Genomic DNA, 26,389 nt, shown 5'->3' with positions numbered 1-26,389 from the left:
GGGCGTGAGTGAGACACCACCGAACACCCTGCAATACCGCTTTGACGGGCCAGAAGACGCTCCGGTCCTGATCCTGGGTCCCTCACTGGGTACCACATGGCACATGTGGGACCGCCAGGTGCCGGAGCTGGCCGAGCAGTGGCGGGTCTTCCGTTTCGACCTGCCCGGTCACGGCGGCGCCCCGGCCCACCCGGCCGGCTCGGTCGCCGAGCTGACCGCCCGGCTGCTGGCCACGCTGGACGCGCTCGGCGTGCAGCGGTTCGGCTACGCGGGCTGTGCGCTGGGCGGCGCGATCGGCATCGAACTGGCCCTGCGCCACCCCGAGCGGCTCGCCTCGCTCGCGCTGGTCGCCGCCTCGCCCCGGTTCGGCACCGCGGACGAGTTCCGGCAGCGCGGGGTGGTCGTGCGCACCAACGGACTCGACCCGATCGCCCGGACCTCGCCCGACCGCTGGTTCACCGGCGGGTTCGCCGCCGCGCAGCCCGCGATCACCGAGTGGGCCGTACAGATGGTCCGCACCACCGACCCGGGCTGCTACATCGCCGCCTGCGAGGCCCTCGCCTCCTTCGACGTACGGCCCGAGCTGGGCCGGGTCGGGGTGCCGACCCTGGTGCTGGTGGGCTCCGACGACCAGGTCACCGGCCCCGCCGAGGCCCGCACCCTGGTCGCCGGCATCCCGGACGCCCGGCTCGCGGTCGTCCCCGGCGCCTCGCACCTGGTGCCGGTCGAGCAGCCCGCCGCCGTCACCGACCTGCTGGTCCACCACTTCTCCACCGCCTGGCAGCAGCCCTTCGACACCGGCCAGACCGCCCTGCCGGGCATGCCGGCCGTCCCGGTCCCGGCCGCGCCGCCGCAGCCCGCGCCGGTCGCCGAGATCGCCCCGGCGCCCGTGCCGGCCCAGCCCGCCGGGCCGCCGGACCGGTACCAGACCGGGCTGAAGATCCGCCGCGAGGTGCTCGGCGACGCGCACGTGGACCGGGTGCTGGCGCAGGCCGACGGGTTCTCCGGGGACTTCCAGGACTTCGTCACCCGCTACGCCTGGGGCGAGATCTGGGACCGGCCGGGCCTGGACCGCCGTACCCGCAGCTGCATCACGCTCACCGCGCTGGTCGCGGGCGGGCATCTGGAGGAGCTGGCCTTCCACACCCGGGCGGCCCTGCGCAACGGGCTCACCCCGGACGAGATCAAGGAGGTGCTGCTCCAGGCGGCCGTCTACTGCGGGGTGCCGGCCGCGAACAGCGCGTTCCGGGTGGCCCAGCAGGTGATCCGGGAGGAGACCACGCCCGCCGGGTAGCGCCCGGGAGGCGGCCGCAGGCGGCAGGATGGGGAGACATGAAGCTGACGAAGAAGTCCCACGCCTGTGTCCGCCTCGACAAGGAGGGGCAGACCCTCGTCATCGATCCGGGCGGGTTCTCCGAGGAGGACGCCGCACTCGGTGCGGACGCGATCCTGATCACGCACGAGCACCCGGACCACTTCGACGAGTTCCGGCTGCGGGCCGCCATGGAGAACAACCCGGCCGCCGAGATCTGGACGCTGAAGTCCGTCGCCGACCGGATCACGGCGGCCTTCCCGGGCCGCGTGCACACCGTCGGCCACGGCGACGCCTTCACCGCCGCCGGCTTCGACGTCCAGGTCCACGGCGAGCTGCACGCGGTGATCCACCCGGACATCCCGCGCGTCACCAATGTCGGCTACCTGATCGACGGCGGGAGGGTCTTCCACCCCGGCGACGCCCTCACCGTCCCCGGCGAGGCGGTGGAGACGCTGCTGGTGCCGGTGATGGCCCCCTGGAACAAGATCTCCGAGGTGATCGACTACGTCCGCGAGGTGGGCCCGCAGCGCGCGTACGACGTCCACGACGCCCTGCTCACCGACCTCGCCCTGCCGATCTACGAGGGTCACCTCGGCCGCCTGGGCGGCACGGAACACCAGCGGCTCCACCCGGGGTCCTGGACCGAGCTCTGAGCCCGTTGTCAGTGGCTCCGGGTAGGTTGTGAGGCATGCGCATCGCCACCTGGAACGTGAACTCGATCACCGCCCGCCTTCCCCGGCTGCTGGCCTGGCTGGAGAGCAGCGGCACCGACGTGCTCTGCCTCCAGGAAGCCAAGATCGCCGAGGACCTGTTCCCCTTCGACCAGCTGCGCGAGCTGGGGTACGAGGCCGCGGTGCACGCCACCGGCCGGTGGAACGGCGTGGCGGTGCTCTCCCGCGTCGGCATCGAGGACGTGGTCAAGGGCCTGCCCGGCGACCCGGGCTTCGACGGTGTGACCGAGCCGCGCGCCATCTCGGCGACCTGCGGCCCGGTCCGCGTCTGGTCGGTGTACGTGCCGAACGGCCGCGAGGTCGGCCACCCGCACTACGCGTACAAGCTCCAGTGGTTCGAGGCCCTGAAGGCGGCCGTGTACGGCGACGCGCAGGGCAGCCGCCCGTTCGCCGTCCTGGGCGACTACAACGTGGCGCCGACGGACGACGACGTCTACGACCCGGCGGCCTTCGAGGGCTCCACCCACGTCACCCCGGCCGAGCGCGCCGCCCTGGCCGCCCTGCGCGAGGCGGGCCTCGGCGACGTCGTGCCGCGTCCGCTGAAGTACGAGCACCCGTTCACGTACTGGGACTACCGCCAGCTCTGCTTCCCGAAGAACCGCGGCATGCGCATCGACCTGGTCTACGGCAACCAGCCGTTCGCGAAGGCCGTCAAGGACGCCTACGTCGACCGCGAGGAGCGCAAGGGCAAGGGCGCCTCCGACCACGCGCCGGTGGTGGTCGACCTGGACGTGTGATGCCACGCTGGGGCCATGCACCTTCCGTTCCTGGGCCCCCGGCACAAGAAGAACGGTGACGCGGCCCTCACCGCAGGCTCCGCGGCGCTCTCCTCCGACCCCGAGGCGCTCGCCGCGCTGCTGTCCGAGTGCGAGCTGCTGCGCTCGCAGGCGGAGCGGGCCGGTGTCCGTCTGGACGGGACCCCGGCCTCCCTGGAGGCCCTGGACCAGATGGCCCCGCGCTGGCGGGACGACCCCGAGACCCTGCCCGGGCTCGGCCACGACGCCGGGCTGTACCTGGGCACCGTCGTGGTGCGCACCGTACCCGGCGCCACCTGGCGGATCCGGCCCGACGGCGAACCCGTCGTACGGCTCGCCTCCGGCCGTGCGGTGGAGGTGGTGCCGGCCGGGCAGGAGTGGGCGGCCGGCGGGGTCCCCGAGCTGTCCCAGCTGTACGCGGAGATCGCCGAGTCCTGACCCCCGCGGACTCCCTGAGCCCCCCTGATACCCCTGTCGGCGTAAATACGGCTATTGCCCGGAAGGTGCGTGTCGCCCGTCAACTCCGCTGTCGTCTGGATAGGTTGCGGCAACCACGACACAGCTGAGAGTGAGTAGGGCTGCGGATGGCCGTCGATCCGTTGATCGAACTGCGGAACGTCAACAAGTACTACGGGGAGCTGCATGTCCTGAGGGACATCGACCTGACCGTCGGCAAGGGAGAGGTGGTCGTGGTCATCGGCCCCTCCGGGTCGGGCAAGTCGACGCTGTGCCGGACGATCAACCGGCTGGAGACCATCGAGTCCGGCACCATCACGCTCGACGGGCAGCCGCTGCCCGCGGAGGGCAAGGCCCTCGCCCGGCTCCGCGCCGAGGTCGGCATGGTCTTCCAGTCCTTCAACCTCTTCGCCCACAAGACGGTCCTGCAGAACGTCTCGCTCGCCCAGGTCAAGGTCCGGGGGCGCAAGAGGGACGACGCCGACCGCCGCTCCCGGGAACTCCTGGACCGCGTCGGCCTGCTCAACCAGGCCGACAAGTACCCGGCCCAGCTCTCCGGCGGCCAGCAGCAGCGCGTCGCCATCGCCCGCGCGCTCGCCATGGAACCCAAGGTGATGCTCTTCGACGAGCCCACCTCCGCCCTCGACCCCGAGATGATCAACGAGGTGCTGGAGGTCATGCGCCGGCTCGCCCGGGACGGCATGACCATGGTCGTCGTCACCCACGAGATGGGCTTCGCCCGCGCCTCCGCCAACCGGGTCGTCTTCATGGCCGACGGCCGGATCGTCGAGGACCGCAGCCCGGAGGAGTTCTTCACGAACCCGAGCAGCGACCGCGCCAAGGACTTCCTCTCCAAGATCCTCAAGCACTGACCGGGGGAGTGCGACCCGTGTTCCGTACCACCCGTGCGCCGCGCGCCCTGTGCGCCGTCCTGATGCTGCTGGCCGCCGCCTGCGGCCGGGAGGGCAGCCCGCCCAGCAAGGGGCCGGCGGCCGAGAAGCTCCCGCACTACCAGGTGGCCGAGGGCTACCGGCTGCCCGCCTCCCGGACCTGGACCCGGGCGAAGAGGCGCGGCCACTTCGTCGTCGGCGTCAAGGAGGACCAGCCCTACCTCGGCGAGAAGGACCCGGCCACCGGCACCTACTCCGGCTTCGACATCGAGATCGCCAGGATGATGTCCGCCTCCCTCGGCTTCCCGCCGAAGAGCATCCGCTTCCGCACCATCGCCTCCGCCAACCGAGAGACGGCCCTCCAGAACGGCCAGATCGACTACTACGTCGGCACCTACACCATCAACGCGAACCGCAAGAAGCTCGTGGGCTTCGCCGGCCCCTACTACATGGCCGGGCAGTCGCTCCTGGTCCGCACCGACGAGCACGACATCCACGGCCCCCAGGACCTCGCCGGCAAACGCGTCTGCTCCGCGGCCGGTTCCACGCCGTACCAGCGCATCAAGGCCGACTACCCGAGGGCGGTCCTGGTCGCCTACGACACCTACTCGGTCTGTGTCGACAACCTCCTCACCTACCAGGTCGACGCCGTCACCACCGACGACGCCATCCTGATCGGCTACGCGGCCAAGGCCCCCGACGAACTAGAGGTCGTCGGCAGGCCGTTCTCGAAGGAGCCCTACGGCATCGGCGTCCCGCACGGCGACAACGCCCTGCGCTTCGCACTGGACGACGCCCTGGCGGCCCGCGAGAGGAACGGCGACTGGAGGAAGGCGTACGACGCCACGCTCGGCCTCTCCGGCGTGCCCGCGCCCCACCCGCCCGCCATCGACCGCTACCCGGCGAGCTGACGAGGACCGTATGAACGTACTGACGGACAACTTCTCGACCTACGGCGACGGTTTCCTCGGCACCCTCGAACTGACCGTCTACGCCTCCCTGCTGGCCCTCGCGCTCGGCTTCCTGATGGCGTCCTTCCGGGTCGCGCCCGTCGGCTCGCTCAGGGTCTTCGGCACCGTGTGGGTCACCGTGCTGCGCAACACCCCGCTCACCCTGCTGTTCTTCGCGGTGCTGCTCGGACTGCCCCGGTTCGGACTGGTGCTGCCCTTCAAGGTGTTCGCGGTCCTCGCCCTCGGTTGTTACACCTCGGCGTTCATCTGCGAGGCGCTGCGCTCGGGCATCAACACCGTGCCCAAGGGGCAGGGCGAGGCGGCCCGCAGCCTCGGGATGACCTTCGGGCAGACCCTGTCCCTGGTGGTGCTGCCGCAGGCGTTCCGGTCGGTGATCCCGCCCGTCGGCTCCACGCTCATCGCGCTCGCCAAGAACTCGGCGATCGCGGGCGCGTTCAGCGTGACCGAACTGCTCGGCACGTACAAGACGATCAACGAACTCGGCTACAACATCATCTGGACGTTCGTCTGGATCGCCGTCGGCTACCTGGTCGTCACGCTCGCCATCAGCGCCGTGTTCCACCTGCTGGAGCGGACCTGGGGGGTCCCCCGATGACCGAGGCCACCGCGCTCTACGACGTCCCGGGCCCGCGCGCCCGCCGGCGGCACGCCCTCTACGGCGCCCTGTCCGCCGTCGTCCTCCTCGCGCTGCTCGCCTGGATCCTGTACCTCCTCTTCGACACCGGCCAGTTCACCCGCACCAAGTGGATGCCCTTCGAGTACCAGGGCATCCAGGAGCTGCTGCTGCGCGGCCTCGGCAACACCCTGAAGGCGTTCGCCGTCGCGGCCGTCCTCTCGCTCGCGCTGGGCGGGGTGCTGGCCACCGGCCGGCTGTCGGACCACCGGCCGGTGCGCTGGCTCGCCACGCTCGTCGTGGAGTTCTTCCGCGCGATGCCCGTACTGGTGATGATCTTCTTCATCTTCGTGGCGCTGAAGGTGCAGCCGCTGCCCGCGCTGGTCGCCGGACTCACCCTCTACAACGGCTCGGTGCTCGCCGAGGTCTTCCGCTCGGGCGTGAACGCCGTCGAACGCGGCCAGCACGAGGCCGCGTTCGCGCTCGGCATGCGCAAGACGCAGGTCATGGTGCACGTCCTGGTCCCGCAGGCGGTGCGCGCCATGCTGCCCGCCATCATCAGCCAGCTGGTGGTCGCGCTGAAGGACACCTCACTCGGCTTTCTCATCACCTACGAGGAGTTCCTCCATGCCGGGAAACTCATCGCCTCCGATCTCGACTACGATTTGCCGTTCATCCCTGTGGTGATGGTGATCTCGCCGATCTACATCGGGATGTGCATGCTGCTCTCGTGGTTCGCCGACTGGGTGTCCCGGCGTGAGCGGCGCAGCCCCAAGACCAAGGGGGTGGCGGTCGCCACACCCGGGCCGGGGGCGCTGCTGCCGGGTGGGGTGCCCCCCACGGCCCCGAGACCGTAAGGGGGGCGGCAGTTCACGCGGGCCATGCTCGTCCGGCGGCAGCCGGAGATCACTGCTCGCCGAGCGGGACGGACACGTACGACGGGTCGTCCCCGGGCGAGGAGAAGGTCAGCTGCGCGCCGGACGGGTTGTGCTCGGCGTAGAGCGGGTCGACCGTGTCGACCACCAGTGCGAGGCGGTGCCCGGCGGGGACGTCGTAGGCCGTGGAGAACAGCTCCAGGTCGACGGCGAACGGATCGCCGGGCGTCCGCCCGTGCCAGCTGTACGGCGCGTGCGTGACCAGCTTGCCGATGCCCAGCGGGCCCACGTCGTACAGGTAGGCGACGAGCGTGCCGCTCTCCTTCGTCGGGGTGAGCGTGGTGTGCAGGGTGGTGGTGCCGCGCACCCGCTGTGCGCTGCCGTAGCGCTCCGACTGCCACACGGCCGCCCAGCGGCGCGGCAGCAGCGGCATCGACGCGACGGGCGGGAGCTGGGCGACCTGGTCCAGGATGCTGGAGAGGAAGACGATCCCGCCGTCCGCGCCGGAGTCGACGTTCGCGTGGATGGTGGTGGAGCCCGCCAGCGCGATCTTCTTCCGGGTCGCGGTGACCGACTTCCAGTCCGGGTAGCCCTCGTACCCCCCCGCGCTACGGGACTTCAGCCGGACCGGCTGCTCGCGGTCGACGCCGTTGTCGGCGCCCCGGAGGTAGTGGTCGAACCAGCGCCGGGTGTCCGTCCACACGTCGTTGGGCAGCCCGAACAGACCGGTCAGTTCGGGCGTCGCGTGGTCGCCGGGCCGCAGTTCGAGCCGCTTCGGGACGGTCAGCTTCTCGTAGAAGGAGGCGTACTGGTTCGCCGGGAAGACCGTGTCGCCCCAGGCGTTGGCCAGCATGACGGCGGCGCCGTTCTTGTTGAGCTGGTCGACGTAGGTCGTGGCGGAACGTTTTTGCCCCCAGTCGATCATCTCCTGTTCCTTCGACAGGTTCGAGGAGTACAGGTTGTCGAAGATGGCCCGCAGTTCGGGGCTCTCGCGGCCGGTGAGGGTGGCCGCGCCGTCCAGCACGGCCGCCGCCTGGAGGTGCTGGGTGCGCCCCGAGTAGATCGAGTCGATCAGGTCGGCCCAGCCGCTGAGCGCGGCCACGGCCTTGACCCGCTTGTCGTGGGCGGCGGTGAGCAGGCTGATCCCGGCGCCGTACGACACCCCCGCCATGCCGATGTGCTCCGGGTCGGCCGGGGTGTGGTCGAGGGCCCAGTCGATGACCTTCGAGGCGTCCGCTATGTCGGGCGGACCGGCCACTTCTATCCGGCCGCCGGACTGCCAGAAGCCGCGCACGTTGTAGGCGAGCACCACGTAGCCGGCGTCGGCGAGCGCCTGCGCCTGGGCCAGGTACTCGACCTGGGGCAGTCCCCAGCTCGTGGGCAGCACGATGAGCGGATAGCGGTGCGTGCCGTCGGCGCCCTCGGGCGTGAGGACGTTGGCCTTCAGTACGGTGCCGCCGTCGCCGGCGATGTCCACGAAGCGGATGGCCGGGGCGGCCTCGGCGGCCGGTGCCAGACCGACGACGGTGCCGGCGAGCAGTGCCGCGGACACGGCTGCGGCGGCGGAGGCGCGCAGCCCGGTGCGACGTTGTCCCATGGGTCACTCCTTCACTCGTGTCAGTGCAAAGTGACCCGACGGTAACCTTGTCCCCTTACCGCAAGTAACCCGTCGGTAAGTTACGTACGGGTAAAGATTGTTGAAGTCTCACTCGGTGCCGGCGGCGGGCTCCGGCAGGGGCGTTTGCGCCGCCCGCGTCACGTCCGCCACCAGCTCCACCACATCGGGGCCGTACGCATCGGAGTTGACCACCTTCAGCAGCAGCACGAAGGAGCCGCCGCCGTACTTGCGGGCCAGCCGCTCGTGCTCGCGGGCGAGATAGCGGGTCGCGGCCTGGTTGGTGATCGCGAGCTGGCCGCAGAAGAGGAACACCGGGCGGGTGTCCGGCCGCCCGTCCGCGGTGAGCCGGGCGAGCAGCACGTACTCGCTCCGGCCGCGCTCCCAGCGGTACTCCTCCGGGCCGATCCGCAACACGCCCAGCTCCGGACCGGTCCCGGCCTCGACGTTCATCCGCACACCCGGCAACAGCGAGGAGAGGTGGGCCGCCATCCGGCGATTCGAGTAGGGACCGCCGACGCAGAACTCCGTCCGCTCGCCGAAGCCCTGCTGGGTGGCGTCGTGCGCCACGATCTGGACGCGCGCGTTGCAGTCCTTGATGAGCGCGGAGAGTTCCAGCAGGGCGAACACGTCGTACCGCATCACCGACAGCTCCGGGCCGTCCGCCTTGCGGTTGACCACCAGCAGCGACTCGGAGTGGTCCGGCAGCCCGAAGAAGGCCTGCTTGCGCCGCAGTCGGCGCCGCCAGAGATACGTACGGGCGAGCCAGCCCAGCGAGGCGGATATGCCCGCCGCCACGACCCCCAGGACGATGTTGCGCACGTCGTCGTTCATGGCCGCGCATGGTAGCGGGCCCGGGCGACGACCCCGGGCCACAGGCATACTGTCGGTACTACCGGCAATCCGGTTACGCTGCGCGGACTGTCCCGACGGGAGGTTCGGATGGGTCGTCCTGGTACGCGGAAACTGGCGGTCCTGGCGGTCTCGGCCGCCGTGGTGTCGGTGGGGGCGGCGGCGCCACCCGCCGCGACGACGGGGAGGACGGCCGACAAGGTCCCCGTCGCCGTCGGCTACGGCGGTGCCGTGGCCAGCGTGGACGCGGACGCCTCCGCCGCCGGCATCGAGGTGCTCAAGCACGGCGGCAACGCCGTGGACGCGGCCGTCGCCACCGCCGCCGCGCTCGGTGTCACCGAGCCCTACTCCGCCGGCATCGGCGGAGGCGGCTACTTCGTCTACTACGACGCCAAGACCCGTACGGTGCACACCATCGACGGACGCGAGACCGCGCCGCTCAGCGCGGACGCCGACCTGTTCACGGAGAACGGCAAACCGCTCGCCTTCGCCGACGCCGTCAGCAGCGGCCTCGCCGTCGGCACCCCGGGCGCGCCCGCCACCTGGCAGAAGGCGCTGGACGAGTGGGGCAGCACCAAGCTGCGCACCCTGCTGAAACCCGCCGAGCGGCTCGCCCGCGGCGGCTTCACGGTGGACGGCACCTTCCGCGCGCAGACCGCGGCCAACGAGACCCGGTTCCGCTACTTCCCCGACACCGCCAAGCTGTTCCTGCCGGGCGGACGGCTGCCCGCCGTCGGCTCCACGTTCAAGAACCCCGAACTGGCCCGCACCTACGAACAGCTGGGCCGGCAGGGCGTCGACGCGCTCTACCGCGGGGACATCGGCGACGACATCGTCCAGACGGTCGAACACCCGCCCGTCGACCCCGCCTCCGGCTGGAAGGCCCGCCCCGGCAAGCTGGCCGAGAAGGACCTGGCCGTGTACCGCGCCAAGCTGCAGGCGCCCACCAGGACGTCGTACCGCGGCCTGAACGTGTACTCCATCGCGCCCTCCTCCTCCGGCGGCACCACCGTCGGCGAGGCGCTCAACATCCTGGAGGGCACGGACCTCTCCAAGGCGAGCGAGGTGCGGTACCTGCACCGCTACATCGAGGCCAGCCGGATCGCCTTCGCCGACCGCGGGCGCTGGGTCGGCGACCCCGCCTTCGAGGACGTACCGGCCGAGCAGCTGCTCTCGCAGCGGTACGCCGACTCGCGGGCCTGCCTGATCAAGGACGACGCGGTGCTCGGCAGCCCGCTCGCACCCGGCGACCCGCGCCACCCCGCGCCCTGCGGCCAGGGCGGTACGGCCGCCCCGACGACCTACGAGGGCGAGAACACCACCCACCTCACCGTCGCCGACAAGTGGGGCAACGTCGTCGCCTACACGCTCACCATCGAGCAGACCGGCGGCAGCGGCATCACCGTCCCGGGCCGGGGCTTCCTGCTCAACAACGAGCTGACCGACTTCTCCTTCGCCCCGGCCAACCCGGCCGTGCACGACCCGAACCTGCCCGGCCCGGGCAAGCGGCCGCGTTCCTCGATCTCCCCGACGATCGTCCTGGACCGGCACGGCAAGCCGGTGGTGGCGGTCGGTTCGCCGGGCGGCGCGACCATCATCACGACCGTGCTCCAGACCCTCACCAGGTTCCTGGACCGGCACCTGCCGCTGGTCGACGCGATCGCCGCACCGCGCGCCAGCCAGCGCAACGCGGCCCAGACCGAGCTGGAACCAGGGCTGTACGACAGCGACCTGAGGAAGCAGCTGGAGGCCGTCGGGCACAGCTTCAAGCTGAACCCGGAGATCGGCGCGGCCACCGGGGTGCAGCGGCTGCCCGGCGGGAAATGGCTGGCCGCCGCCGAGAAGACGCGGCGCGGCGGCGGCTCGGCGATGGTGGTGAACCCGGCGCCGTAGCCCTCACAACTCCGGTGCGGGCGGCTGTTCCTCCCCGGTGCGGAAGGCCAGCCGCCCGTCCGCCGCGTCCACCGTCACCCGGCTGCCCCCGGTGATGGTGCCGTCCAGCAGCAGCCGGGACAGCTGGTTGTCCACCTCCCGCTGGATGGTGCGGCGCAGCGGCCGGGCGCCGTACTCCGGCTGGTAGCCGCGCTCGGCCAGCCAGTCGACGGCCGCGCCGGTGAACTCCACCGACACGCCCTGCCCGTCCAGCAGCCGCCGGGTGCCCTCCAGCAGCAGCTCGGTGATCCGCCGCAGCTGGTCGCTCGTCAGCTGCCGGAACACCACGATCTCGTCGATCCGGTTGAGGAACTCCGGCCGGAAGTGCTCGCGCAACGGCCGCAGGACCTGCTCGCGCCGCGCCTCCTCGTCGGCGTCCGCACCGCCCGGCCCGAAGCCGATCGACCCACCGCGCCGGATGATCACCTCGGAGCCCAGGTTGCTGGTCATCACGATGACCGTGTTGGTGAAGTCCACCGTGCGGCCCTGGGAGTCGGTCAGCCGGCCGTCGTCCAGCACCTGGAGCAGGATGTTGAAGACGTCCGGGTGCGCCTTCTCCACCTCGTCCAGCAGGAGCAGCGAGTACGGGTGCCGGCGCACCACCTCGGTGAGCTGCCCGGCCTCCTCGTGGCCCACGTACCCGGGCGGCGCACCGACCAGCCGGGAGACGGTGTGCCGCTCCTGGTACTCGCTCATGTCCAGCCGGACCATGCGGTCCTCGCTGCCGAACAGCGCCTCCGCCAGCGCCCGGGCCAGCTCGGTCTTGCCGACGCCGGTCGGGCCGAGGAAGAGGAAGCTGCCGATCGGCCGGTGGGGGCTGGCGAGCCCGGCACGGGAGCGCAGCACCGCCTCGGACACCACGGCGACCGCCTCCTCCTGGCCGACCACCCGCTGGTGCAGGTGCTCCTCCAGGCCGAGCAGCCGCTCCTTCTCCTCCTGGGTCAGCCGGCTGACCGGGATGCCGGTCTGCCGGGACACCACCTCGGCGATGGCCTCCGCCGTCACCTCCAGGTCCTGGCCCTCGTCGGCCCTGTCGCCGCCGGACGCCTCGGCGATCCGCTGCTTCAGCTCGGCGATCCGGTCACGCAGCTGTTTGGCCTGCTCGTAGTCCTCGTCCGCCACCGCCTGGTCCTTGTCCCGGACCAGCTGTTCGGTCTCGCGCTCCATCGCGCGCACGTCCGTGCCCTTCGTCCGGGCACCGATCCGGACCCGCGCGCCCGCCTGGTCGATCAGGTCGATCGCCTTGTCCGGCAGCCGCCGGTCGGTGAGATACCGGTCCGACAGCTCGACGGCGGCGACCAGCGCCTCGTCGCTGTAGCGGACCTGGTGGTGGGCCTCGTACCGGTCGCGCAGGCCGCGCAGGATCTCGATGGTGTCCTCGGCCGTCGGCTCGGGCACCAGGATCGGCTGGAACCGGCGGGCCAGCGCCGCGTCCTTCTCGATCCGGCGGAACTCCTCCAGCGTGGTCGCGCCGACGATGTGCAGCTCGCCCCGGGCGAGGGCGGGCTTGAGGATGTTCCCGGCGTCCATCGCGCCGCCCTCGCCGCCGGAGCCGGCGCCGACGACGGTGTGCAGCTCGTCGATGAACACGATCAGCCGGTCGGAGTGGGCGCGGATCTCCTCCACGATGTTGTTCAGGCGCTCCTCGAAGTCGCCCCGGTAGCGGGTGCCGGCCACGACTCCGGTGAGGTCCATGGCCACGACCCGGCGTCCCGCCAGGACGTCCGGGACGTCCCCGTCCGCGATCCGCTGGGCCAGGCCCTCCACGATGGCCGTCTTGCCGACGCCCGCGTCACCGATCAGCACCGGGTTGTTCTTGCCGCGCCGCGACAGCACCTCGATGGTCTGCTCGATCTCCGTGTCCCGGCCGATCACCGGGTCGATCCGGCCCTGCCGGGCCAGGTCGGTCAGATCACGGCCGTACTTGTCCAGTGTCGGCGTGCCGGTGGGCTGCCGCTGCCGCTCCGGGCGGGGCTGCGTGGTCTCCGGGGCCTCGGGCGGCAGGCCGCCCGCCGAGAACCGGGCCGCGTGCAGGATGTGCCCGGCCGCCGAGTCCGGGTTGGCGGCCAGCGCGCTCAGCACGTGCTCCGGTCCGATGTACCCGGCGCCGCTCGCCCGCGCCATGTCGTGCGCGTCCAGCAGGGCCCGCTTGACCGCCGGGGTCAGGGACAGCGAGGTCGGCGGCGGTGCCTCGCCCGGCGGGTGCTGCACCGGGCCCGCCCGGTCGTCGATCTCGTGCGCGAGCGAGTCCGGGTCCGCGCCCGCCCGGCTGAGCAGGCTCCGGGTGGGCTCGGTCGACACGGCCGCCCGCAGCAGGTGCTGGGTGTCCAGATCCCGGCTGCCGTGCTCGGCGGCGTACTGGGCCGCTCCTCTGACCAGCTCCCGGGCCGGCTGACTGAGCAGACGGCCGATGTCGATGTGACGTGGCGCTCCGCTGGGGGCTCCGCCGAAGAAGCGGGCCAGGAATTCGCCGAACGGGTCAGGAGGGTAGCCGTTGGTCATGGCGTGGGTTCCTTCGCTGACGACTGGCTCCGCCGGGTAACCCGGGTGGGTCCTGTTCATGCCCACGATGACACGATCCGTGGGGGTGGGCATGTTCGCCCACGGGGTCCTTCAGGGGGCTTCCCGCGCCGTCAGGATCCGGGGGCCCTCCTCCGTGATCGCCACGGTGTGCTCGACGTGGGCGGCGCGGGAGCCGTCATTGGTCCGCAGGGTCCAGCCGTCCGCCGCCGCGTGGTAGTCGTCCCTCCCGCTCGCGATCAGCATGGGCTCGATGGCGAGGACCATGCCGGGGCGGAGGGGGAGGCCGCGGCCGGGGCGGCCCTCGTTCGGGACCTCGGGCTCCTCGTGCATACGGCGGCCCACGCCATGGCCGCCGAAGCCCTGCGGGATGCCGTAGCCGGCCGTACGGCAGACCCGGCCGACGGCGTGGGCGATGTCGCCCATGCGGTTGCCGGCCACGGCCGCCTCGATGGCCGCCGCCAGCGCCCGCTCGGCGGTCTCGATCAGCCGGAGGTCCGCCGGGCGGGCGCGGCCCACCGTGAAGCTGATCGCCGAGTCGCCGACCCAGCCGTCCAGCTCCGCGCCGCAGTCGACGGAGAGCAGGTCGCCGTCGCGGAGCCGGTAGCCGGTCGGGACGCCGTGCACGATCGCGTCGTTCACCGACGCGCAGATCACCGCGGGGAAGGGGGTCGGGGCGAAGGAGGGGCGGTAGCCGAGGAACGGCGAGGACGCGCCCGCCTCGCGCAGCACCTCCCGGGCGACCTCGTCCAGCTCCAGCAGAGAGACGCCGACGCGGGCGGCGTTCCGTACGGCCGTCAGGGCCCGGCCGACGACCCGGCCGGCCTCGTGCATCGCGTCGATCGAGATGTCGGTCTTCAGTTCCACCATGCCAATTACTATACCGGTATTTAAATGGGGTCGCGCTCGGTGCGGCGGTGCGGGGCGGTATTAGAATGGGCCGCATGGTGCGCACCCCCCTCACCCCCGAAGAGCGCGAGCGCGGCGAGCGGCTCGGGCTGCTGCTGCGTGAGGCGCGCGGCGACCGGAGCATGGCCGAGGTCGCCGCCGAGGCCGGCGTCTCGGCCGAGACGCTCCGCAAGATCGAGACGGGGCGGGCGCCGACGCCGGCGTTCTTCACCGTGGCCGCACTGGCGGGCGTCCTCGGCCTGTCCATGGACGAGCTGGTCGCGCGCTGCGCCCTGGTGCCCGTCTGAGGCCCCCACGAGGCGAGGCGGGGCCGCGCATCGGTCAAGATCCCGTAATGAGCCGTCCGCGCACTGCCGGAAAACTCTGCGTAGCAAGCCCGTAACACGACTGGTGTTGCCTACCGGGCGGAGTGCTGGCAGTCGGGCGGGAGCTGGGCGATGGCTGTGGATCAACTCCCCGGTGGGGTACGGGAGTTCGCTGACTACCTGGACGCCCTCCTGGCGCGTCTCGATCCGCGCGGCGGCTGGAGCGGGGTGTTCTGGCAGCGGGACCCCGAGGGCATGCGCGCCTGCCTGGACGGGCGTGAGGTGCCGCCGTGGGACGTGGTGGAGGCGCTGCTGGAGGATCTGGGCGTGGCGTACGGCCCCGCCGCCCCGGCGGCCGAACGGGAGCGGGCCCGCGCGCTGCACGCGGCCGCGCTCACCGCGTACGACGCCCGGCCCGGCGCCCGGGACGCGCTGGCCGACCGGCTCGACGTCATGCTCCGCGAACAGCGCTACGCCGCGGAACGCCGGGCCGACCTGACCCGCCTCCTGTCCACCCCGCTCTCCCCGGAGGAATCCGAGTCCCTCCACCACGACCTCGCCTGGGCCCACGACGACCACCGACGCGCCACGGCCCGCTGCACCGAACTCCGCGCCCGCCTCCAGCAACTGGACCGAAGGGCTGCGCTCGGGGGCGGGGGTGCGTCTGCTGACGGTGGTGGGCTCGCCGACGGGGGTGTGTCTGCGGGGAGTGCGCGTGCGGGACGGCGTACGTCCGTGGGGGGCGGGCCTGTCGGCGGGGAGGGCGGGCCCGGCGGGCGGGGCGTGTCCGCGGAGACGGGTGCGTTCGCCGGCGGGGGTTCTTCCGCGGAGGGCGGGCCCGACGAGGGTGGCGCTTCCGCGGAGGGTGGTGTGCCTGTCGGGTGGGAGGCGTCTTCGGCGGGACGTGCGGGTGCCTGGCAGGCCGCCGAAGCCGGCGGCAGCGCGCCCGGTGCGCGGCCCGGGGAGGGCGCTCGGGGTGCCGTGGACGGCGGCCAGGCGGCGCGAGCGACCTCAGCGGCGCCCGTCAACCGGCCCGCGCAGGGTGCCGGTGCCGACAACCGTCCCGCGCAGCCTGCCGACACGCCCGCCGATCGGAACGCCCCGTCTGTGCCTGCGGCCGGGGCCCCGCTCGTCGGCCGGTTTGTTCAGGGTGTCGGCGGTCCCGGCCGTCAGCCCGTTCCGGCCGCGCCAGGCGACGCTGCTCCACTCGGCCCCTGGCCCGAGCCTCCCGGTGGCCCCGTCGACCGTCCCGGTCCGTCCGCTGCCGGTGCTCCTCCCCACGCCCCCTCTCCTCCGCCCGCAGACATCCCCGCCCACCGGTCCGGCCGGCCGACCGCCCCCGACTCCCGCGCCGGCAACGGGCCCCACGCGGCCGTACCCCCTCCCCACGCCCCGCGGCCCGCGACTGCGGACCCCGCCCGGGAAGCCCCTGGGAAACCCCGCAAGCGGCGCCGGGGCAGTGCCCGGTTCGCCGGGGTCGTGGACGGTGACGGGGGCGCCCCGGTCGTCGTGCCGCAGGCGGGTGGGGCCGGCGGGGCGGACGTCGGTCCCCCGCGGCGCACACCGCGGGGGGCCCGGTTCGCCGGGGTCGAGGTGGCGGGGGAGCCGGTGCCGGTGGAGAAGGGTGCCGTGGAGGAAGGGGCCGAACACGTCGTCGCCCGTACCGTCGCGCACTTGGCGCGGCTGCGGGCCGAGGGGCGGACCGGGGAGGCGCATGTGCTGCTGGTGGAGGCCGCGCGGTGGCCCGTGGGGCGGTTGCCCTTGCTCGCGGACGCCCTGCACCGGGCCGGGCTCGGCGCCGACTGGGCCACGCTGCTGTGGGAGGCCGCCGCGCTGCCCGCCGAGCAGCTGGTCGCCGCCGCCGACGCGCTCGCCGCGGCCGGCCGGGACGACGACGGGCGGCAGATGCTCCGGCAGGGCGTGGCGCGGCCCGCCGCGCAGATCGGCGCGGCCGTGCTGCGGCTGGACGGCGAGGGGAGGGAGAGGGAGGTGCGGGCCCTGCTGGACGCTTACGTGCGGGTCCGTACCCCCGAGGAGGCCGCCCGCTGTGTCGCCGCCGACCCCCGGCGCCTGGTCCCGCTGCTGCTCCGGGCCGCGCTCGGCGTCTCCGACGAGCGGCACTGGGACCTCGTGCACGCGCTGCGCGTCGCCGGGCACACCCCGTGACAGAAGGGTGAGAACAGTGCCCCGGTGTATACCCGTATGCCGCTGCGCGTGGCCGGTCACCTCACCCGCAGGAGTGTGAAACGAGATCGACTCAGCGGGTTGACGACGATGGTCTTGGCAAGACCCGCCCGGAGGCTTACTTTCGTCCCTCTACGGTCTGCTCTACGGGCGTAGAGGCTCTGACGTCGTGTCGAAGGAGCAGCTCATGACCAACGTCGTCCGCGCCGCTCTGGTCCAGGCCACCTGGACCGGCGACACCGGGTCCATGGTGGCGAAACACGAGGAGCACGCCCGCGAGGCGGCCCGCCGGGGCGCCCGGATCATCGGGTTCCAGGAAGTGTTCAACGCCCCCTACTTCTGCCAGGTCCAGGAGCCGGAGCACTACCGCTGGGCCGAGCCGGTCCCCGACGGCCCGACCGTGCGCCGGATGCGGGAGCTGGCCCGCGAGACCGGCATGGTGATCGTCGTACCGGTCTTCGAGACCGAGCAGTCCGGCTTCTACTACAACACCGCCGCCGTGATCGACGCCGACGGAAGCTACCTCGGCAAGTACCGCAAGCACCACATCCCGCAGGTCAAGGGCTTCTGGGAGAAGTACTACTTCAGGCCCGGCAACCTGGGCTGGCCCGTCTTCGACACCGCCGTCGGCAAGGTCGGCGTCTACATCTGCTACGACCGGCACTTCCCGGAGGGCTGGCGGCAACTCGGACTGAACGGCGCCCAGTTGGTCTACAACCCGTCCGCCACCCACCGGGGCCTGTCCGCTCATCTGTGGCAGCTGGAGCAGCCCGCCGCGGCCGTCGCCAACGAGTACTTCGTCGCCGCCATCAACCGGGTGGGACAGGAGGAGTACGGCGACAACGACTTCTACGGGACGTCCTACTTCGTGGATCCGCGGGGGCAGTTCGTGGGGGAGGTCGCCAGTGACAAGAGCGAGGAACTCCTCGTCCGTGACCTGGACTTCGACCTCATCGAGGAAGTGCGGCAGCAGTGGGCGTTCTACCGCGACCGCCGCCCCGACGCCTACGAAGGGCTGGTACGGCCGTGAACGACCTCTACTCCCGCCACCGCGGAGTCATGCCCGACTGGCTCGCCCTCTACTACGACGACCCGATCGAGATCAGCCACGGCGAGGGGCGGTACGTCTGGGACTCCGCCGGACGCCGGTACCTGGACTTCTTCGGCGGCATCCTGACCACACTGACCGCGCACGCGCTGCCCGAGGTGACCAAGGCCGTCAGCGAACAGGCCGGCCGGCTCATCCACTCCTCGACCCTCTACCTCAACCGGCCGATGGTCGAACTCGCCGAGCGCATCGCGCAGTTGAGCGGTATCCCGGACCCCCGGGTGTTCTTCACCACCTCCGGCACCGAGGCCAACGACACCGCCCTGCTGCTCGCCACCACCTACCGGCGCAGCAACACCGTCCTCGCCATGCGCAACAGCTACCACGGCCGCTCCTTCAGCGCGGTCGGCATCACCGGCAACCGCGCCTGGTCCCCGACCTCCCTGTCCCCGCTGCAGACCCTGTACGTCCACGGCGGCGTGCGCACCCGCGGACCGTTCGCCCACCTCGACGACCGCGCGTTCGTCGACGCCTGCGTCGCCGACCTGAAGGACGTCCTCGGCCACACCCGGCCGCCGGCCGCGCTGATCGCCGAACCCGTCCAGGGCGTCGGCGGGTTCACCTCCCCGCCCGACGGTCTCTACGCCGCCTTCCGCGAAGTCCTCCGGGACCACGGCATCCTGTGGATCGCCGACGAGGTGCAGACCGGCTGGGGCCGCACCGGCGACCACTTCTGGGGCTGGCAGGCCCACGCCCGCAGCGGCCCGCCGGACATCGTCACCTTCGCCAAGGGCATCGGCAACGGCATGTCCATCGGCGGGGTCGTCGCCCGCGCCGAGATCATGAACTGCCTGGACGCGAACAGCATCTCCACCTTCGGCGGCACCCAGGTCACCATGGCCGCCGGCCTCGCCAACCTCACCTACCTCCTGGAACACGACCTCCAGGGCAACGCCCGGCGCGTCGGCGGGCTGCTCATCGAGCGGCTGCGGGCGGTCGCCGCCCAGCTGCCCGGCGTGCGCGAAGTGCGCGGACGCGGGCTGATGATCGGCGTCGAACTGGTCCGGCCGGGCACGGACGAGGCCGACCCGCAGGCCCTCGCCGCCGTACTGGAGGCGGCGCGGGAGGGCGGGCTGCTCATCGGCAAGGGAGGCGGCCACGACACCAGCGCCCTGCGGATCACCCCGCCGCTGTCGCTGACCGTCGCCGAGGCCGAGGAGGGCGCGGCGATCCTGGAACACGCGCTGAGGAGCACGTACTAGAGAACAGGTGTACGGCCATGAGCATCACCCCGGAGTCCCGGCACGTTCCGGAACCCGCCCTGTCCGTGCGCCAGGTGCTGACCCTGGAGCGGGTGCTCGCCGGGGAGCCGGAGGTGGTGGCGGGCAGGGACCAGCTCGACCGGCCGGTGCGCTGGGTGCATGTCGCCGAGGCAGCCGACGTCGGGGTGATGCTCAGCGGCGGCGAGATGGTCCTCACCACCGGTGTGCTGCTCGCCGGCGACGAGGCCCGGCAGGCCGAGTACATCCAGTCCCTGCACCGCGCGGAGGCGGCCGCCGTCGTCCTCGGCCTCGGCCGGGCCTTCCCCGCGCCGCCCGAGGTGATGCGCCGGGCCGCCGAGCGGTGCGGGCTGCCCCTGGTGGTCCTGCACCGGCCGTTCCCCTTCGCCGAGCTGACGGAGGAGGTGCAGTCCCGGTTGGTACGGCGGAAGTACGCCGCGATCAGCCTGTCGGAGACCGTGCGTACCGCGCTCACCGGGCTGATCACGGCCGGTGCCCCGCTGCAACGGCTGCTCGACGAGATCGCCCGGCACAGCGGCTGCCCGGTCGTCGTCACCAACCTCGCCCACCGGGTCCTCGGCACGGCCGGGGAGCGTTCGGCGGTGGACGACGTGCTGCGCGACTGGGAGCGGATCGCCCGGCAGGCCGGCGGCAGCGCCGGTGACGGCTGGATCCGCGCCGAACTCGGCGGACGCGGCGAGCGGTGGGGCCGGCTGCTGCTGTGCGGCTACCGGGGCGACACGGCCACCGGGCGGCTGCTCGCCGACCGGGCCGCCGAGGCCCTGGTGCTGCACCGGATGCTCGGCGGCGCCGCCGCGCACAGCTGGGAGGAACAGTCCGCGCAGAGCCTGCTGACCGACCTCGTCTCCGGCGTCGTACCGGCCCGGCACCTGCTGCCCCGGGCCCGCGCGGCCGGACTGCCGGTGAACCGGCGGACCTTCGTCCCGCTCGTCGTCCAGGGCCGGGGACCGGACCAGCTGGACCGGGTGCTGCGCCTGCTGGGGCTGCCCGGCATCGCCGCCGAACTCGCCGACGGGGCCGCCGCCGTGCTGCTCAGCCTCGCCCGCGACCAGGACGCCGGGGCGCTCACCGCGCACTTCGCGACCCGGCTGCGGGCCGGGTCCGAGGCCGTGGTCGCCGCCGCCGACCCCCGTACCGCCTGGGAGGACGTGCCGGCCGGGCTGCGCGAGGCCCGGCATGTCGCCGACGCCGTCGCCGGCTCCGCGGCCGCCCTCGACCTGCCGGCCGTGGTCCGCCTCAAGGACGTCCATCTGCGCGGGCTGATCCGGCTGCTGCGCGACGACCCGCAGGTGCAGTCCTTCGCCGAACGCGAGCTGGACGGGCTGCTGTGCGACGCCGAACCGGAGCTGCTGAACGTTCTGCGGACCTATCTGGCCACGGGCCGCAACAAGTCCCGCACCGCCCAGCTCCACCACGTCTCCCGGCCGGCCCTCTACCGCCGCCTGGAGGCCATACAGGCCCGCCTCGGTGTCGACCTGGACGACTTCGAACAGGCGGCCTCCGTGCACATCGCGCTCCTCGCGCACGACGCGCAACAGGGATGAAACATGCGACGACCTGCGACAACGGCGGTGAAACATGGAACCGGGCACGCGTGACACGGTGGCACGCCGACCACCCGCGGACGTGACACGCTGCCAGTCCAATCGGCTCCCCGAGCTTCCTACGCTCAGCGCACACCGAGCTACCGGAGGTCCCGATGAGCCGAGTGATCCGTGCCGCCCTCTTCCAGACCGCCTGGACCGGCGACAAGGAATCCATGATCCAGGTGCACGAGCAGGCGGCCCGCGACGCCGCCGCCCAGGGCGCCCAAGTCCTCTGCTTCCAGGAGCTGTTCTACGGCCCCTACTTCTGCCAGGTCCAGGACAAGGCGTTCTACGAGTACGCCGAGGAGATCCCCAAGGGCCCGACCGTCCGGCGCTTCCAGGCACTCGCCCGCGAGCTGGGCATCGTCCTGGTCCTGCCGATGTACGAGGAGGAGCAGCCGGGCGTCCTCTACAACACCGCCGCCGTGATCGACGCGGACGGTTCCTACCTCGGCAAGTACCGCAAGACCCACATCCCGCAAGTCCAGGGATTCTGGGAGAAGTTCTACTTCCGCCCGGGCAACAGCGGCTGGCCCGTCTTCGACACCGCCGCCGGCCGGATCGGCGTCTACATCTGCTACGACCGCCACTTCCCGGAAGGCTGGCGGGCGCTCGGCCTCGCCGGTGCCGAGATCGTCTTCAACCCCTCGGCCACCTCACGCGGCCTGTCCCGCTACCTCTGGCAGCTGGAGCAGCCGGCGGCGGCCGTCGCCAACGAGTACTTCGTCGGCGCCATCAACCGGGTCGGCGTGGAGGACCTGGGCGACAACGACTTCTACGGCACGACCTACTTCGTGGACCCCGAGGCCCAGTTCGTCGGCGAGGTCGCGAGCGACAAGGAGACCGAACTCGTCGTCCGCGACCTCGACCTGGCCAAACTCCGCGAGGTCCGCGACCGCTGGCAGTTCTACCGCGACCGGGCGCCGGGGACCTACGGGCCGCTGACCGCGCCCTGACGGCAACGTTGACACAGGGAGCAGCATGAGCAGCCGTACCGTCATCCGCGGTGGTCTCGTCATCACCGCGTCCGACGAGATCCACGCCGACGTCCTCATCGAAGACGGCCGCGTCGCCGCCCTCGCCGCGCCCGGTTCCCAGAGCTGGAGCGCGGACCGCACGATCGACGCCACCGGCAGGTACGTCATCCCGGGCGGCGTCGACGCCCACACCCACATGGAGCTGCCGTTCGGCGGCACGCACGCCTCCGACACCTTCGAGACCGGCACCCGGGCCGCCGCCTGGGGCGGTACCACGACCATCGTCGACTTCGCGGTGCAGAGCGTCGGCCACACCCTGCGCGAGGGACTGGACACCTGGCACGCCAAGGCCGAGGGCAACTGCGCGATCGACTACGCCTTCCACATGATCGTCTCCGATGTGAACGAGGAGACGCTCAAGGAGATGGATCTCCTGATCGAGGAGGGCGTGACCTCGTTCAAACAGTTCATGGCCTACCCCGGTGTCTTCTACAGCGACGACGGGCAGATCCTGCGCGCCATGCAGCGCTCCGCCGAGAACGGCGGGCTGATCATGATGCACGCCGAGAACGGCATCGCCATCGACGTGCTGGTGCAGCAGGCGCTCGCCCGGGGCGAGACCGACCCGCGCCATCACGGCGAGGTCCGCAAGGCCCTGCTGGAGGCCGAGGCCACCCACCGGGCCATCCGTCTCGCCCAGGTCGCCGACGCCCCCCTGTACGTCGTGCACGTCTCGGCGATGGAGGCGGTCGCGGAGCTGGCACGGGCCCGCGACGAGGGACTGAACGTCTTCGGCGAGACCTGCCCGCAGTACCTCTTCCTGTCCACCGACAACCTCGCCGAACCCGGCTTCGAGGGCGCCAAGTACGTGTGCAGCACCCCGCTGCGGCCCCGCGAACACCAGGCCAGGCTGTGGCAGGGCCTGCGCACCAACGACCTCCAGGTGGTCTCCACCGACCACTGCCCCTTCTGCTTCACCGGCCAGAAGGAACTCGGCCGCGGCGACTTCTCGAAGATCCCCAACGGGCTGCCCGGCGTCGAGAACCGTATGGACCTGCTCCACCAGGCGGTCGTGGACGGGCACATCTCGCGCCGCCGCTGGATCGAGATCGCCTGCGCCGCCCCGGCCCGGATGTTCGGCATGTACCCGAAGAAGGGCACCATCACCCCGGGCGCCGACGCGGACATCGTCATCTACGACCCGCACGCCGAGCAGGTGATGTCCGCCGAGACCCACCACATGAACGTCGACTACTCGGCGTACGAGGGCAAGCGGGTCACCGGCCGCGTCGAGACGGTCCTCTCACGCGGCGAACTCGTCATCGACCAGCGGGAGTACACCGGCCGTGCCGGGCACGGCGTCTTCACCCCGCGCTCCACCTGTCAGTACCTCACCTAGGAGTGGTGGCGCCCATGGACTTCGGACTCGTCCTCCAGACCGATCCGCCCGCCTCGCGCGTCGTCAGCCTGATGAAGCGGGCCGAGCGCAACGGCTTCACATACGGCTGGACCTTCGACTCCGCCGTGCTGTGGCAGGAGCCGTTCGTGATCTACAGCCAGATCCTGGCCAACACGCAGAGGCTGAAGGTCGGCCCGATGGTGACCAACCCGGGAACCCGCACCTGGGAGGTCACCGCCTCCACCTTCGCCACCCTCAACGACATGTTCGGCAACCGCACCGTCTGCGGCATCGGCCGCGGCGACTCCGCGATGCGCGTCGCGGGCCGCAAACCCAACACCCTCGCCCGGATCAGCGAGGCCATGAAGGTCATCCGCGCCCTCGGCCGCGGCGAGGAGGCCGACCTCGGCGGCACGAAGATCCGCTTCCCGTGGATCGGGGAAGGCGCCGAACTCCCCGTCTGGATGGCCGCGTACGGCCCGAAGGCGCTGAAGATGACCGGCGAGGAGGCCGACGGGTTCATCCTCCAGCTCGCCGACCTGTACCTGACCGAGTACATGGTGAAGGCCGTCAAGGACGCCGCCGTGGCCGCCGGCCGTGACCCGTCCGAGGTGACGATCTGCGTCGCCGCCCCGGCCTACGTCACCGAGGACGACTCGCCCGAGGCCCTCGCGCACGCCCGCGACCAGTGCCGCTGGTTCGGCGGCATGGTCGGCAACCACGTCGCCGACCTGGTCGCCAAGTACGGCGAGCACTCCGACCGGGTCCCCGAGGAACTCACCGACTACATCAAGGCCCGGCAGGGCTACGACTACGCCCACCACGGGCGCAGCGGCAACCCGGACACCCAGTTCGTGCCCGACGAGATCGTGGACCGGTTCTGCGTCATCGGCCCGCCCGGGAAACACATCGAGAAGCTGAAGGCCCTGCGCGCCCTCGGCGTCGACCAGTTCGCGGTCTACGACATGCACGACGCCCAGGAGGCCACCATCGAGGCCTACGGCCAGCGGATCATCCCCGCCGTCAACTCCTGAGCCCTCTCCACGCCTCCGAGTCCCCCCACGCCCCTCTTGGTCTCCCCTCCCCGCCGTCCCGGGGAGGGGGCTGGTGCCCGCACGGCCTCTCCCGACCCCTCCCTCCCCGATTGGCCAGCCCATGACCGACACCGCTCCCCCGGCCGTACCGATATCCGCCCAGGTCACCCTCCCCGACGGGCGTGTGGAACTCGCCCCCGGCACACCGCCGCCCAGCGGCCCCTACGCCAACGAGGACCTCCTCCCGGTCCCCGCGGCGGGGCGCACCTGGACCACGTACAACTTCTCCGCCCTGTGGGTCGGCATGGCCCACAACACCGCGTCCTGGACCCTGGCCTCCGGGCTGATCGCGGTGGGCATGGACTGGAAGCAGGCGGTGTTCACCATCGCCCTCGCCAACCTGGTCGTGCTGGTGCCGATGCTGCTGACCGGGCACGCGGGACCCAAGTACGGCATCCCCTTCCCGGTCTTCGCCCGCGCCTCCTTCGGCGTGCGCGGCGCCAACCTGCCCGCCGTCGTACGGGCGTTGGTGGCGTGCGGCTGGTTCGGCATCCAGACCTGGATCGGCGGCGAGGCGATCTACTTCCTCGCCGGGAAACTGATCGGCGACGGCTGGACGGGCGCCTCGCACACCGGCGGCCACGCCTGGACCATGTGGCTGTCCTTCGCGATCTTCTGGGCGATCCAGGTCGCGATCATCTACCGCGGCATGGAGACCATCCGCCGCTTCGAGAACTGGGCGGCACCCTTCGTCCTCGTCGGCGCGTTCGTGATGCTGTGGTGGATGAGCAGCAAGGCCGGCGGTGTCGGTCCGCTCTTCGACCAGCCGTCGAAGCTGGGCTGGGGCGGCGACTTCTGGAAGCTGTTCTGGCCCTCCCTCATGGGCATGATCGGCTTCTGGTCCACGCTGTCGCTGAACATCCCCGACTTCACCCGCTACGGCAGCAGCCAGCGGGCGCAGACCTGGGGCCAGGCCCTCGGCCTGCCCACCACGATGACCCTCTTCGCGTTCCTGTCCGTGCTGGTGACCTCCGGCTCGCAGGCCGTGTACGGCGAACCCGTGTGGGACCCGGTGCAGTTGGCGGCGAAGACGGACAACGTGGCCGGGCTGCTGTACGCGCTGGTCACCGTGCTGGTGGCCACCCTGTCCGTGAACATCGCGGCCAACCTGGTCTCCCCGGCCTTCGACTTCTCCAACGTCGCACCCAGGAAGGTAAGTTTCCGCACCGGCGCCCTGATCACCGCCGTCCTCGCCGTGCTGATCCTCCCGTGGAAGCTGTACTCGGACCCGCAGGGCTACATCTTCACCTGGCTGGGCCTGGTCGGCGGGCTCCTCGGCACGGTCGCGGGCATCCTCGTCGCCGACTACTGGCTGCTGCGCCGCACCCGGCTGGACCTCGCCGACCTGTACCGGTCCGGCGGCCGGTACTGGTACGCGGGCGGCTGGAACTGGCGGGCGGTCGTCGCCTTCCTGGCGGGCGGTGTCCTGGCGGTCGGCGGCGCGAGCTTCAAGCCCCTGACCGACGGACGCCCGATCCCCGCCCTGGCCTCCCTCGCCGACTACGGCTGGGCGGTGGGTCTCGCCACCTCGCTGGTGCTGTACCTGGCACTGACCCGGCTCGCGCCACCGAGGCCGGCCTCACCCTGACAGCGACACCCCCGGGCACGTCCGGGGGCGTCCTTCTCGGGGCGTACCCGCTCAGCCCCACCACGGTGACGAGCAGCGCCCCGCAGGCGACCGTCAGCACCACCCCGCGGGCGAGGGCCGTACCGTGCGGCGGGTCTCCAAGCCGAGCAGCCCCGCGAACAGGGCCGCGAGCTCGTTACGCCAGGCGAGCGCCGCCTCCCGGGCCCGGGACAGCTCACCGGCGAGCAACTCCCGGTGTCCCCGCGCCGCCTGGCGGTCCGCCGGGGTGTCCGGCGGGCCCGGTCGCACCCGCCCGTTCGGAGTCCTGCCCGCTGCACGAGGACGTTCCAGTGGGCGCCGCACCCCGTCTCCTCCGGCGGCTGTCCGGGACGCCGTCTCTCGCACGCGCAGAGCACCGGCACGTGCGCCGGCCGGGGCCCGCGGCGCGGCGAGCGGAAGACCCGGTCCGTGTGCGTGCACGTCGTCTCCAGGTA

Annotated in this window: 23 protein-coding genes; 18 read left to right on the top strand and 5 right to left on the bottom strand. The window is 72.0% G+C overall.

Annotated elements, in window-relative coordinates; genetic code table 11:
- Window positions 1-4 precede the first annotated feature (4 nt).
- The 8 genes from pcaDC (at window position 5) to ACZ4U1_RS24985 (ending at window position 6,588) form a co-directional block, all read left to right on the top strand.
- Window positions 5-1,294 carry a bifunctional 3-oxoadipate enol-lactonase/4-carboxymuconolactone decarboxylase PcaDC gene (gene pcaDC / locus ACZ4U1_RS25020; protein WP_467906089.1) on the top strand — a complete coding sequence of 430 codons (1,290 nt, stop codon included), beginning with the start codon at window positions 5-7 and terminating at the stop codon, window positions 1,292-1,294.
- Between the two features lie 38 nt (window positions 1,295-1,332).
- Window positions 1,333-1,968 (top strand): MBL fold metallo-hydrolase, encoded by a 636-nt coding sequence (locus ACZ4U1_RS25015; RefSeq protein WP_467906087.1) that lies wholly within the window; start codon window positions 1,333-1,335, stop codon window positions 1,966-1,968.
- A 35-nt stretch (window positions 1,969-2,003) separates the two neighbouring features.
- On the top strand, window positions 2,004-2,783 hold the full coding sequence (locus ACZ4U1_RS25010; protein WP_467906085.1) for an exodeoxyribonuclease III: 780 nt from the start codon (window positions 2,004-2,006) through the stop codon (window positions 2,781-2,783).
- A gap of 15 nt (window positions 2,784-2,798) precedes the next feature.
- Window positions 2,799-3,239, top strand: a complete 441-nt coding sequence (locus ACZ4U1_RS25005; RefSeq protein WP_467906083.1) for a DUF6278 family protein — start codon at window positions 2,799-2,801, stop codon at window positions 3,237-3,239.
- A gap of 146 nt (window positions 3,240-3,385) precedes the next feature.
- On the top strand, window positions 3,386-4,129 hold the full coding sequence (locus ACZ4U1_RS25000; protein WP_467906082.1) for an amino acid ABC transporter ATP-binding protein: 744 nt from the start codon (window positions 3,386-3,388) through the stop codon (window positions 4,127-4,129).
- A gap of 62 nt (window positions 4,130-4,191) precedes the next feature.
- Window positions 4,192-5,058, top strand: a complete 867-nt coding sequence (locus ACZ4U1_RS24995) for a glutamate ABC transporter substrate-binding protein (RefSeq protein ID WP_467906227.1) — start codon at window positions 4,192-4,194, stop codon at window positions 5,056-5,058.
- Window positions 5,059-5,068: 10 nt separating this feature from the next.
- On the top strand, window positions 5,069-5,713 hold the full coding sequence (locus ACZ4U1_RS24990) for an amino acid ABC transporter permease (protein ID WP_467906080.1): 645 nt from the start codon (window positions 5,069-5,071) through the stop codon (window positions 5,711-5,713).
- Window positions 5,710-6,588: an amino acid ABC transporter permease gene (locus tag ACZ4U1_RS24985; protein ID WP_467906078.1), complete on the top strand. Its 879-nt coding sequence runs from the start codon at window positions 5,710-5,712 to the stop codon at window positions 6,586-6,588. Before ACZ4U1_RS24990 ends, ACZ4U1_RS24985 begins: the two co-directional genes overlap by 4 nt.
- Window positions 6,589-6,637: 49 nt before the next feature.
- Here ACZ4U1_RS24985 and ACZ4U1_RS24980 read toward each other — a convergent pair whose 3' ends face one another.
- Window positions 6,638-8,203 (bottom strand): CocE/NonD family hydrolase, encoded by a 1,566-nt coding sequence (locus ACZ4U1_RS24980; protein WP_467906077.1) that lies wholly within the window; start codon window positions 8,201-8,203, stop codon window positions 6,638-6,640.
- A gap of 108 nt (window positions 8,204-8,311) precedes the next feature.
- A complete protein-coding gene (locus ACZ4U1_RS24975) occupies window positions 8,312-9,055 on the bottom strand; it encodes a hypothetical protein (RefSeq protein ID WP_467906076.1) in 744 nt (247 codons plus the stop codon).
- A 108-nt stretch (window positions 9,056-9,163) separates the two neighbouring features.
- Here ACZ4U1_RS24975 and ggt point away from each other — a divergent pair, with 108 nt between their 5' ends.
- Window positions 9,164-10,966, top strand: coding sequence for a gamma-glutamyltransferase (gene ggt / locus ACZ4U1_RS24970; RefSeq protein WP_467906074.1), 1,803 nt, complete (start codon window positions 9,164-9,166; stop codon window positions 10,964-10,966).
- A gap of 3 nt (window positions 10,967-10,969) precedes the next feature.
- On the opposite strand, the gene ACZ4U1_RS24965 is transcribed toward ggt, so the two are convergent.
- Together ACZ4U1_RS24965 and map are read right to left on the bottom strand one after the other, a co-directional pair.
- Window positions 10,970-13,507, bottom strand: a complete 2,538-nt coding sequence (locus ACZ4U1_RS24965; RefSeq protein ID WP_467906072.1) for an ATP-dependent Clp protease ATP-binding subunit — start codon at window positions 13,505-13,507, stop codon at window positions 10,970-10,972.
- A 111-nt stretch (window positions 13,508-13,618) separates the two neighbouring features.
- Entirely contained in the window at window positions 13,619-14,395 is a 777-nt protein-coding gene (map, locus tag ACZ4U1_RS24960; RefSeq protein ID WP_467906070.1) for a type I methionyl aminopeptidase, read from the bottom strand.
- A gap of 74 nt (window positions 14,396-14,469) precedes the next feature.
- Here map and ACZ4U1_RS24955 point away from each other — a divergent pair, with 74 nt between their 5' ends.
- From ACZ4U1_RS24955 to ACZ4U1_RS24915, 9 genes are all read left to right on the top strand, one after another.
- Window positions 14,470-14,721 (top strand): helix-turn-helix domain-containing protein, encoded by a 252-nt coding sequence (locus ACZ4U1_RS24955; RefSeq protein ID WP_356155733.1) that lies wholly within the window; start codon window positions 14,470-14,472, stop codon window positions 14,719-14,721.
- A gap of 150 nt (window positions 14,722-14,871) precedes the next feature.
- The gene (locus ACZ4U1_RS24950; RefSeq protein WP_467906068.1) at window positions 14,872-16,905 is read left to right on the top strand and encodes a hypothetical protein; all 2,034 of its coding nucleotides are present in this window, start codon (window positions 14,872-14,874) and stop codon (window positions 16,903-16,905) included.
- Between the two features lie 205 nt (window positions 16,906-17,110).
- Complete coding sequence (locus tag ACZ4U1_RS24945; protein WP_467906066.1) at window positions 17,111-17,953, top strand: nitrilase-related carbon-nitrogen hydrolase; 843 nt, start codon at window positions 17,111-17,113, stop codon at window positions 17,951-17,953.
- A 29-nt stretch (window positions 17,954-17,982) separates the two neighbouring features.
- Window positions 17,983-19,233: an aspartate aminotransferase family protein gene (locus ACZ4U1_RS24940; protein ID WP_467906225.1), complete on the top strand. Its 1,251-nt coding sequence runs from the start codon at window positions 17,983-17,985 to the stop codon at window positions 19,231-19,233.
- Between the two features lie 17 nt (window positions 19,234-19,250).
- The gene (locus ACZ4U1_RS24935) at window positions 19,251-20,816 is read left to right on the top strand and encodes a PucR family transcriptional regulator (RefSeq protein ID WP_467906065.1); all 1,566 of its coding nucleotides are present in this window, start codon (window positions 19,251-19,253) and stop codon (window positions 20,814-20,816) included.
- Window positions 20,817-20,971: 155 nt separating this feature from the next.
- On the top strand, window positions 20,972-21,814 hold the full coding sequence (locus ACZ4U1_RS24930; RefSeq protein ID WP_467906063.1) for a nitrilase-related carbon-nitrogen hydrolase: 843 nt from the start codon (window positions 20,972-20,974) through the stop codon (window positions 21,812-21,814).
- 25 nt (window positions 21,815-21,839) lie between these two features.
- A complete protein-coding gene (gene hydA / locus ACZ4U1_RS24925) occupies window positions 21,840-23,234 on the top strand; it encodes a dihydropyrimidinase (RefSeq protein WP_467906062.1) in 1,395 nt (464 codons plus the stop codon).
- Window positions 23,235-23,248: 14 nt separating this feature from the next.
- Complete coding sequence (locus ACZ4U1_RS24920; protein ID WP_467906061.1) at window positions 23,249-24,268, top strand: TIGR03842 family LLM class F420-dependent oxidoreductase; 1,020 nt, start codon at window positions 23,249-23,251, stop codon at window positions 24,266-24,268.
- Window positions 24,269-24,389: 121 nt separating this feature from the next.
- Window positions 24,390-25,916, top strand: a complete 1,527-nt coding sequence (locus ACZ4U1_RS24915; protein ID WP_467906059.1) for an NCS1 family nucleobase:cation symporter-1 — start codon at window positions 24,390-24,392, stop codon at window positions 25,914-25,916.
- Window positions 25,917-26,009: 93 nt separating this feature from the next.
- Here ACZ4U1_RS24915 and ACZ4U1_RS24910 read toward each other — a convergent pair whose 3' ends face one another.
- On the bottom strand, window positions 26,010-26,204 hold the full coding sequence (locus tag ACZ4U1_RS24910) for a hypothetical protein (RefSeq protein WP_467906057.1): 195 nt from the start codon (window positions 26,202-26,204) through the stop codon (window positions 26,010-26,012).
- Window positions 26,205-26,389 lie beyond the last annotated feature (185 nt).

Source organism: Streptomyces sp. NPDC028928, assembly GCF_055564915.1.
This window is presented reverse-complemented; position numbering and strand designations above follow the sequence as displayed.

Bases quoted from the DNA above. Each gene is read 5' to 3' on its own strand.
- ACZ4U1_RS24990 (WP_467906080.1), top strand. From the start codon at position 5,069: ATGAACGTACTGACGGACAACTTCTCGACCTACGGCGACGGTTTCCTC.
- ACZ4U1_RS24940 (WP_467906225.1), top strand. From the start codon at position 17,983: ATGCCCGACTGGCTCGCCCTCTACTACGACGACCCGATCGAGATCAGC.
- ACZ4U1_RS24985 (WP_467906078.1), top strand. From the start codon at position 5,710: ATGACCGAGGCCACCGCGCTCTACGACGTCCCGGGCCCGCGCGCCCGC.
- ACZ4U1_RS24930 (WP_467906063.1), top strand. From the start codon at position 20,972: ATGAGCCGAGTGATCCGTGCCGCCCTCTTCCAGACCGCCTGGACCGGC.
- ACZ4U1_RS24935 (WP_467906065.1), top strand. From the start codon at position 19,251: ATGAGCATCACCCCGGAGTCCCGGCACGTTCCGGAACCCGCCCTGTCC.
- ACZ4U1_RS24950 (WP_467906068.1), top strand. From the start codon at position 14,872: ATGGCTGTGGATCAACTCCCCGGTGGGGTACGGGAGTTCGCTGACTAC.
- ACZ4U1_RS24975 (WP_467906076.1), bottom strand. From the start codon at position 9,055: ATGAACGACGACGTGCGCAACATCGTCCTGGGGGTCGTGGCGGCGGGC.
- ACZ4U1_RS24945 (WP_467906066.1), top strand. From the start codon at position 17,111: ATGACCAACGTCGTCCGCGCCGCTCTGGTCCAGGCCACCTGGACCGGC.
- ACZ4U1_RS24980 (WP_467906077.1), bottom strand. From the start codon at position 8,203: ATGGGACAACGTCGCACCGGGCTGCGCGCCTCCGCCGCCGCAGCCGTG.
- ACZ4U1_RS25015 (WP_467906087.1), top strand. From the start codon at position 1,333: ATGAAGCTGACGAAGAAGTCCCACGCCTGTGTCCGCCTCGACAAGGAG.
- map (WP_467906070.1), bottom strand. From the start codon at position 14,395: ATGGTGGAACTGAAGACCGACATCTCGATCGACGCGATGCACGAGGCC.
- hydA (WP_467906062.1), top strand. From the start codon at position 21,840: ATGAGCAGCCGTACCGTCATCCGCGGTGGTCTCGTCATCACCGCGTCC.
- ACZ4U1_RS24955 (WP_356155733.1), top strand. From the start codon at position 14,470: ATGGTGCGCACCCCCCTCACCCCCGAAGAGCGCGAGCGCGGCGAGCGG.
- ACZ4U1_RS25010 (WP_467906085.1), top strand. From the start codon at position 2,004: ATGCGCATCGCCACCTGGAACGTGAACTCGATCACCGCCCGCCTTCCC.
- ACZ4U1_RS24965 (WP_467906072.1), bottom strand. From the start codon at position 13,507: ATGACCAACGGCTACCCTCCTGACCCGTTCGGCGAATTCCTGGCCCGC.
- ACZ4U1_RS25005 (WP_467906083.1), top strand. From the start codon at position 2,799: ATGCACCTTCCGTTCCTGGGCCCCCGGCACAAGAAGAACGGTGACGCG.
- ggt (WP_467906074.1), top strand. From the start codon at position 9,164: ATGGGTCGTCCTGGTACGCGGAAACTGGCGGTCCTGGCGGTCTCGGCC.
- ACZ4U1_RS24915 (WP_467906059.1), top strand. From the start codon at position 24,390: ATGACCGACACCGCTCCCCCGGCCGTACCGATATCCGCCCAGGTCACC.
- ACZ4U1_RS25000 (WP_467906082.1), top strand. From the start codon at position 3,386: ATGGCCGTCGATCCGTTGATCGAACTGCGGAACGTCAACAAGTACTAC.
- ACZ4U1_RS24995 (WP_467906227.1), top strand. From the start codon at position 4,192: ATGCTGCTGGCCGCCGCCTGCGGCCGGGAGGGCAGCCCGCCCAGCAAG.
- ACZ4U1_RS24920 (WP_467906061.1), top strand. From the start codon at position 23,249: ATGGACTTCGGACTCGTCCTCCAGACCGATCCGCCCGCCTCGCGCGTC.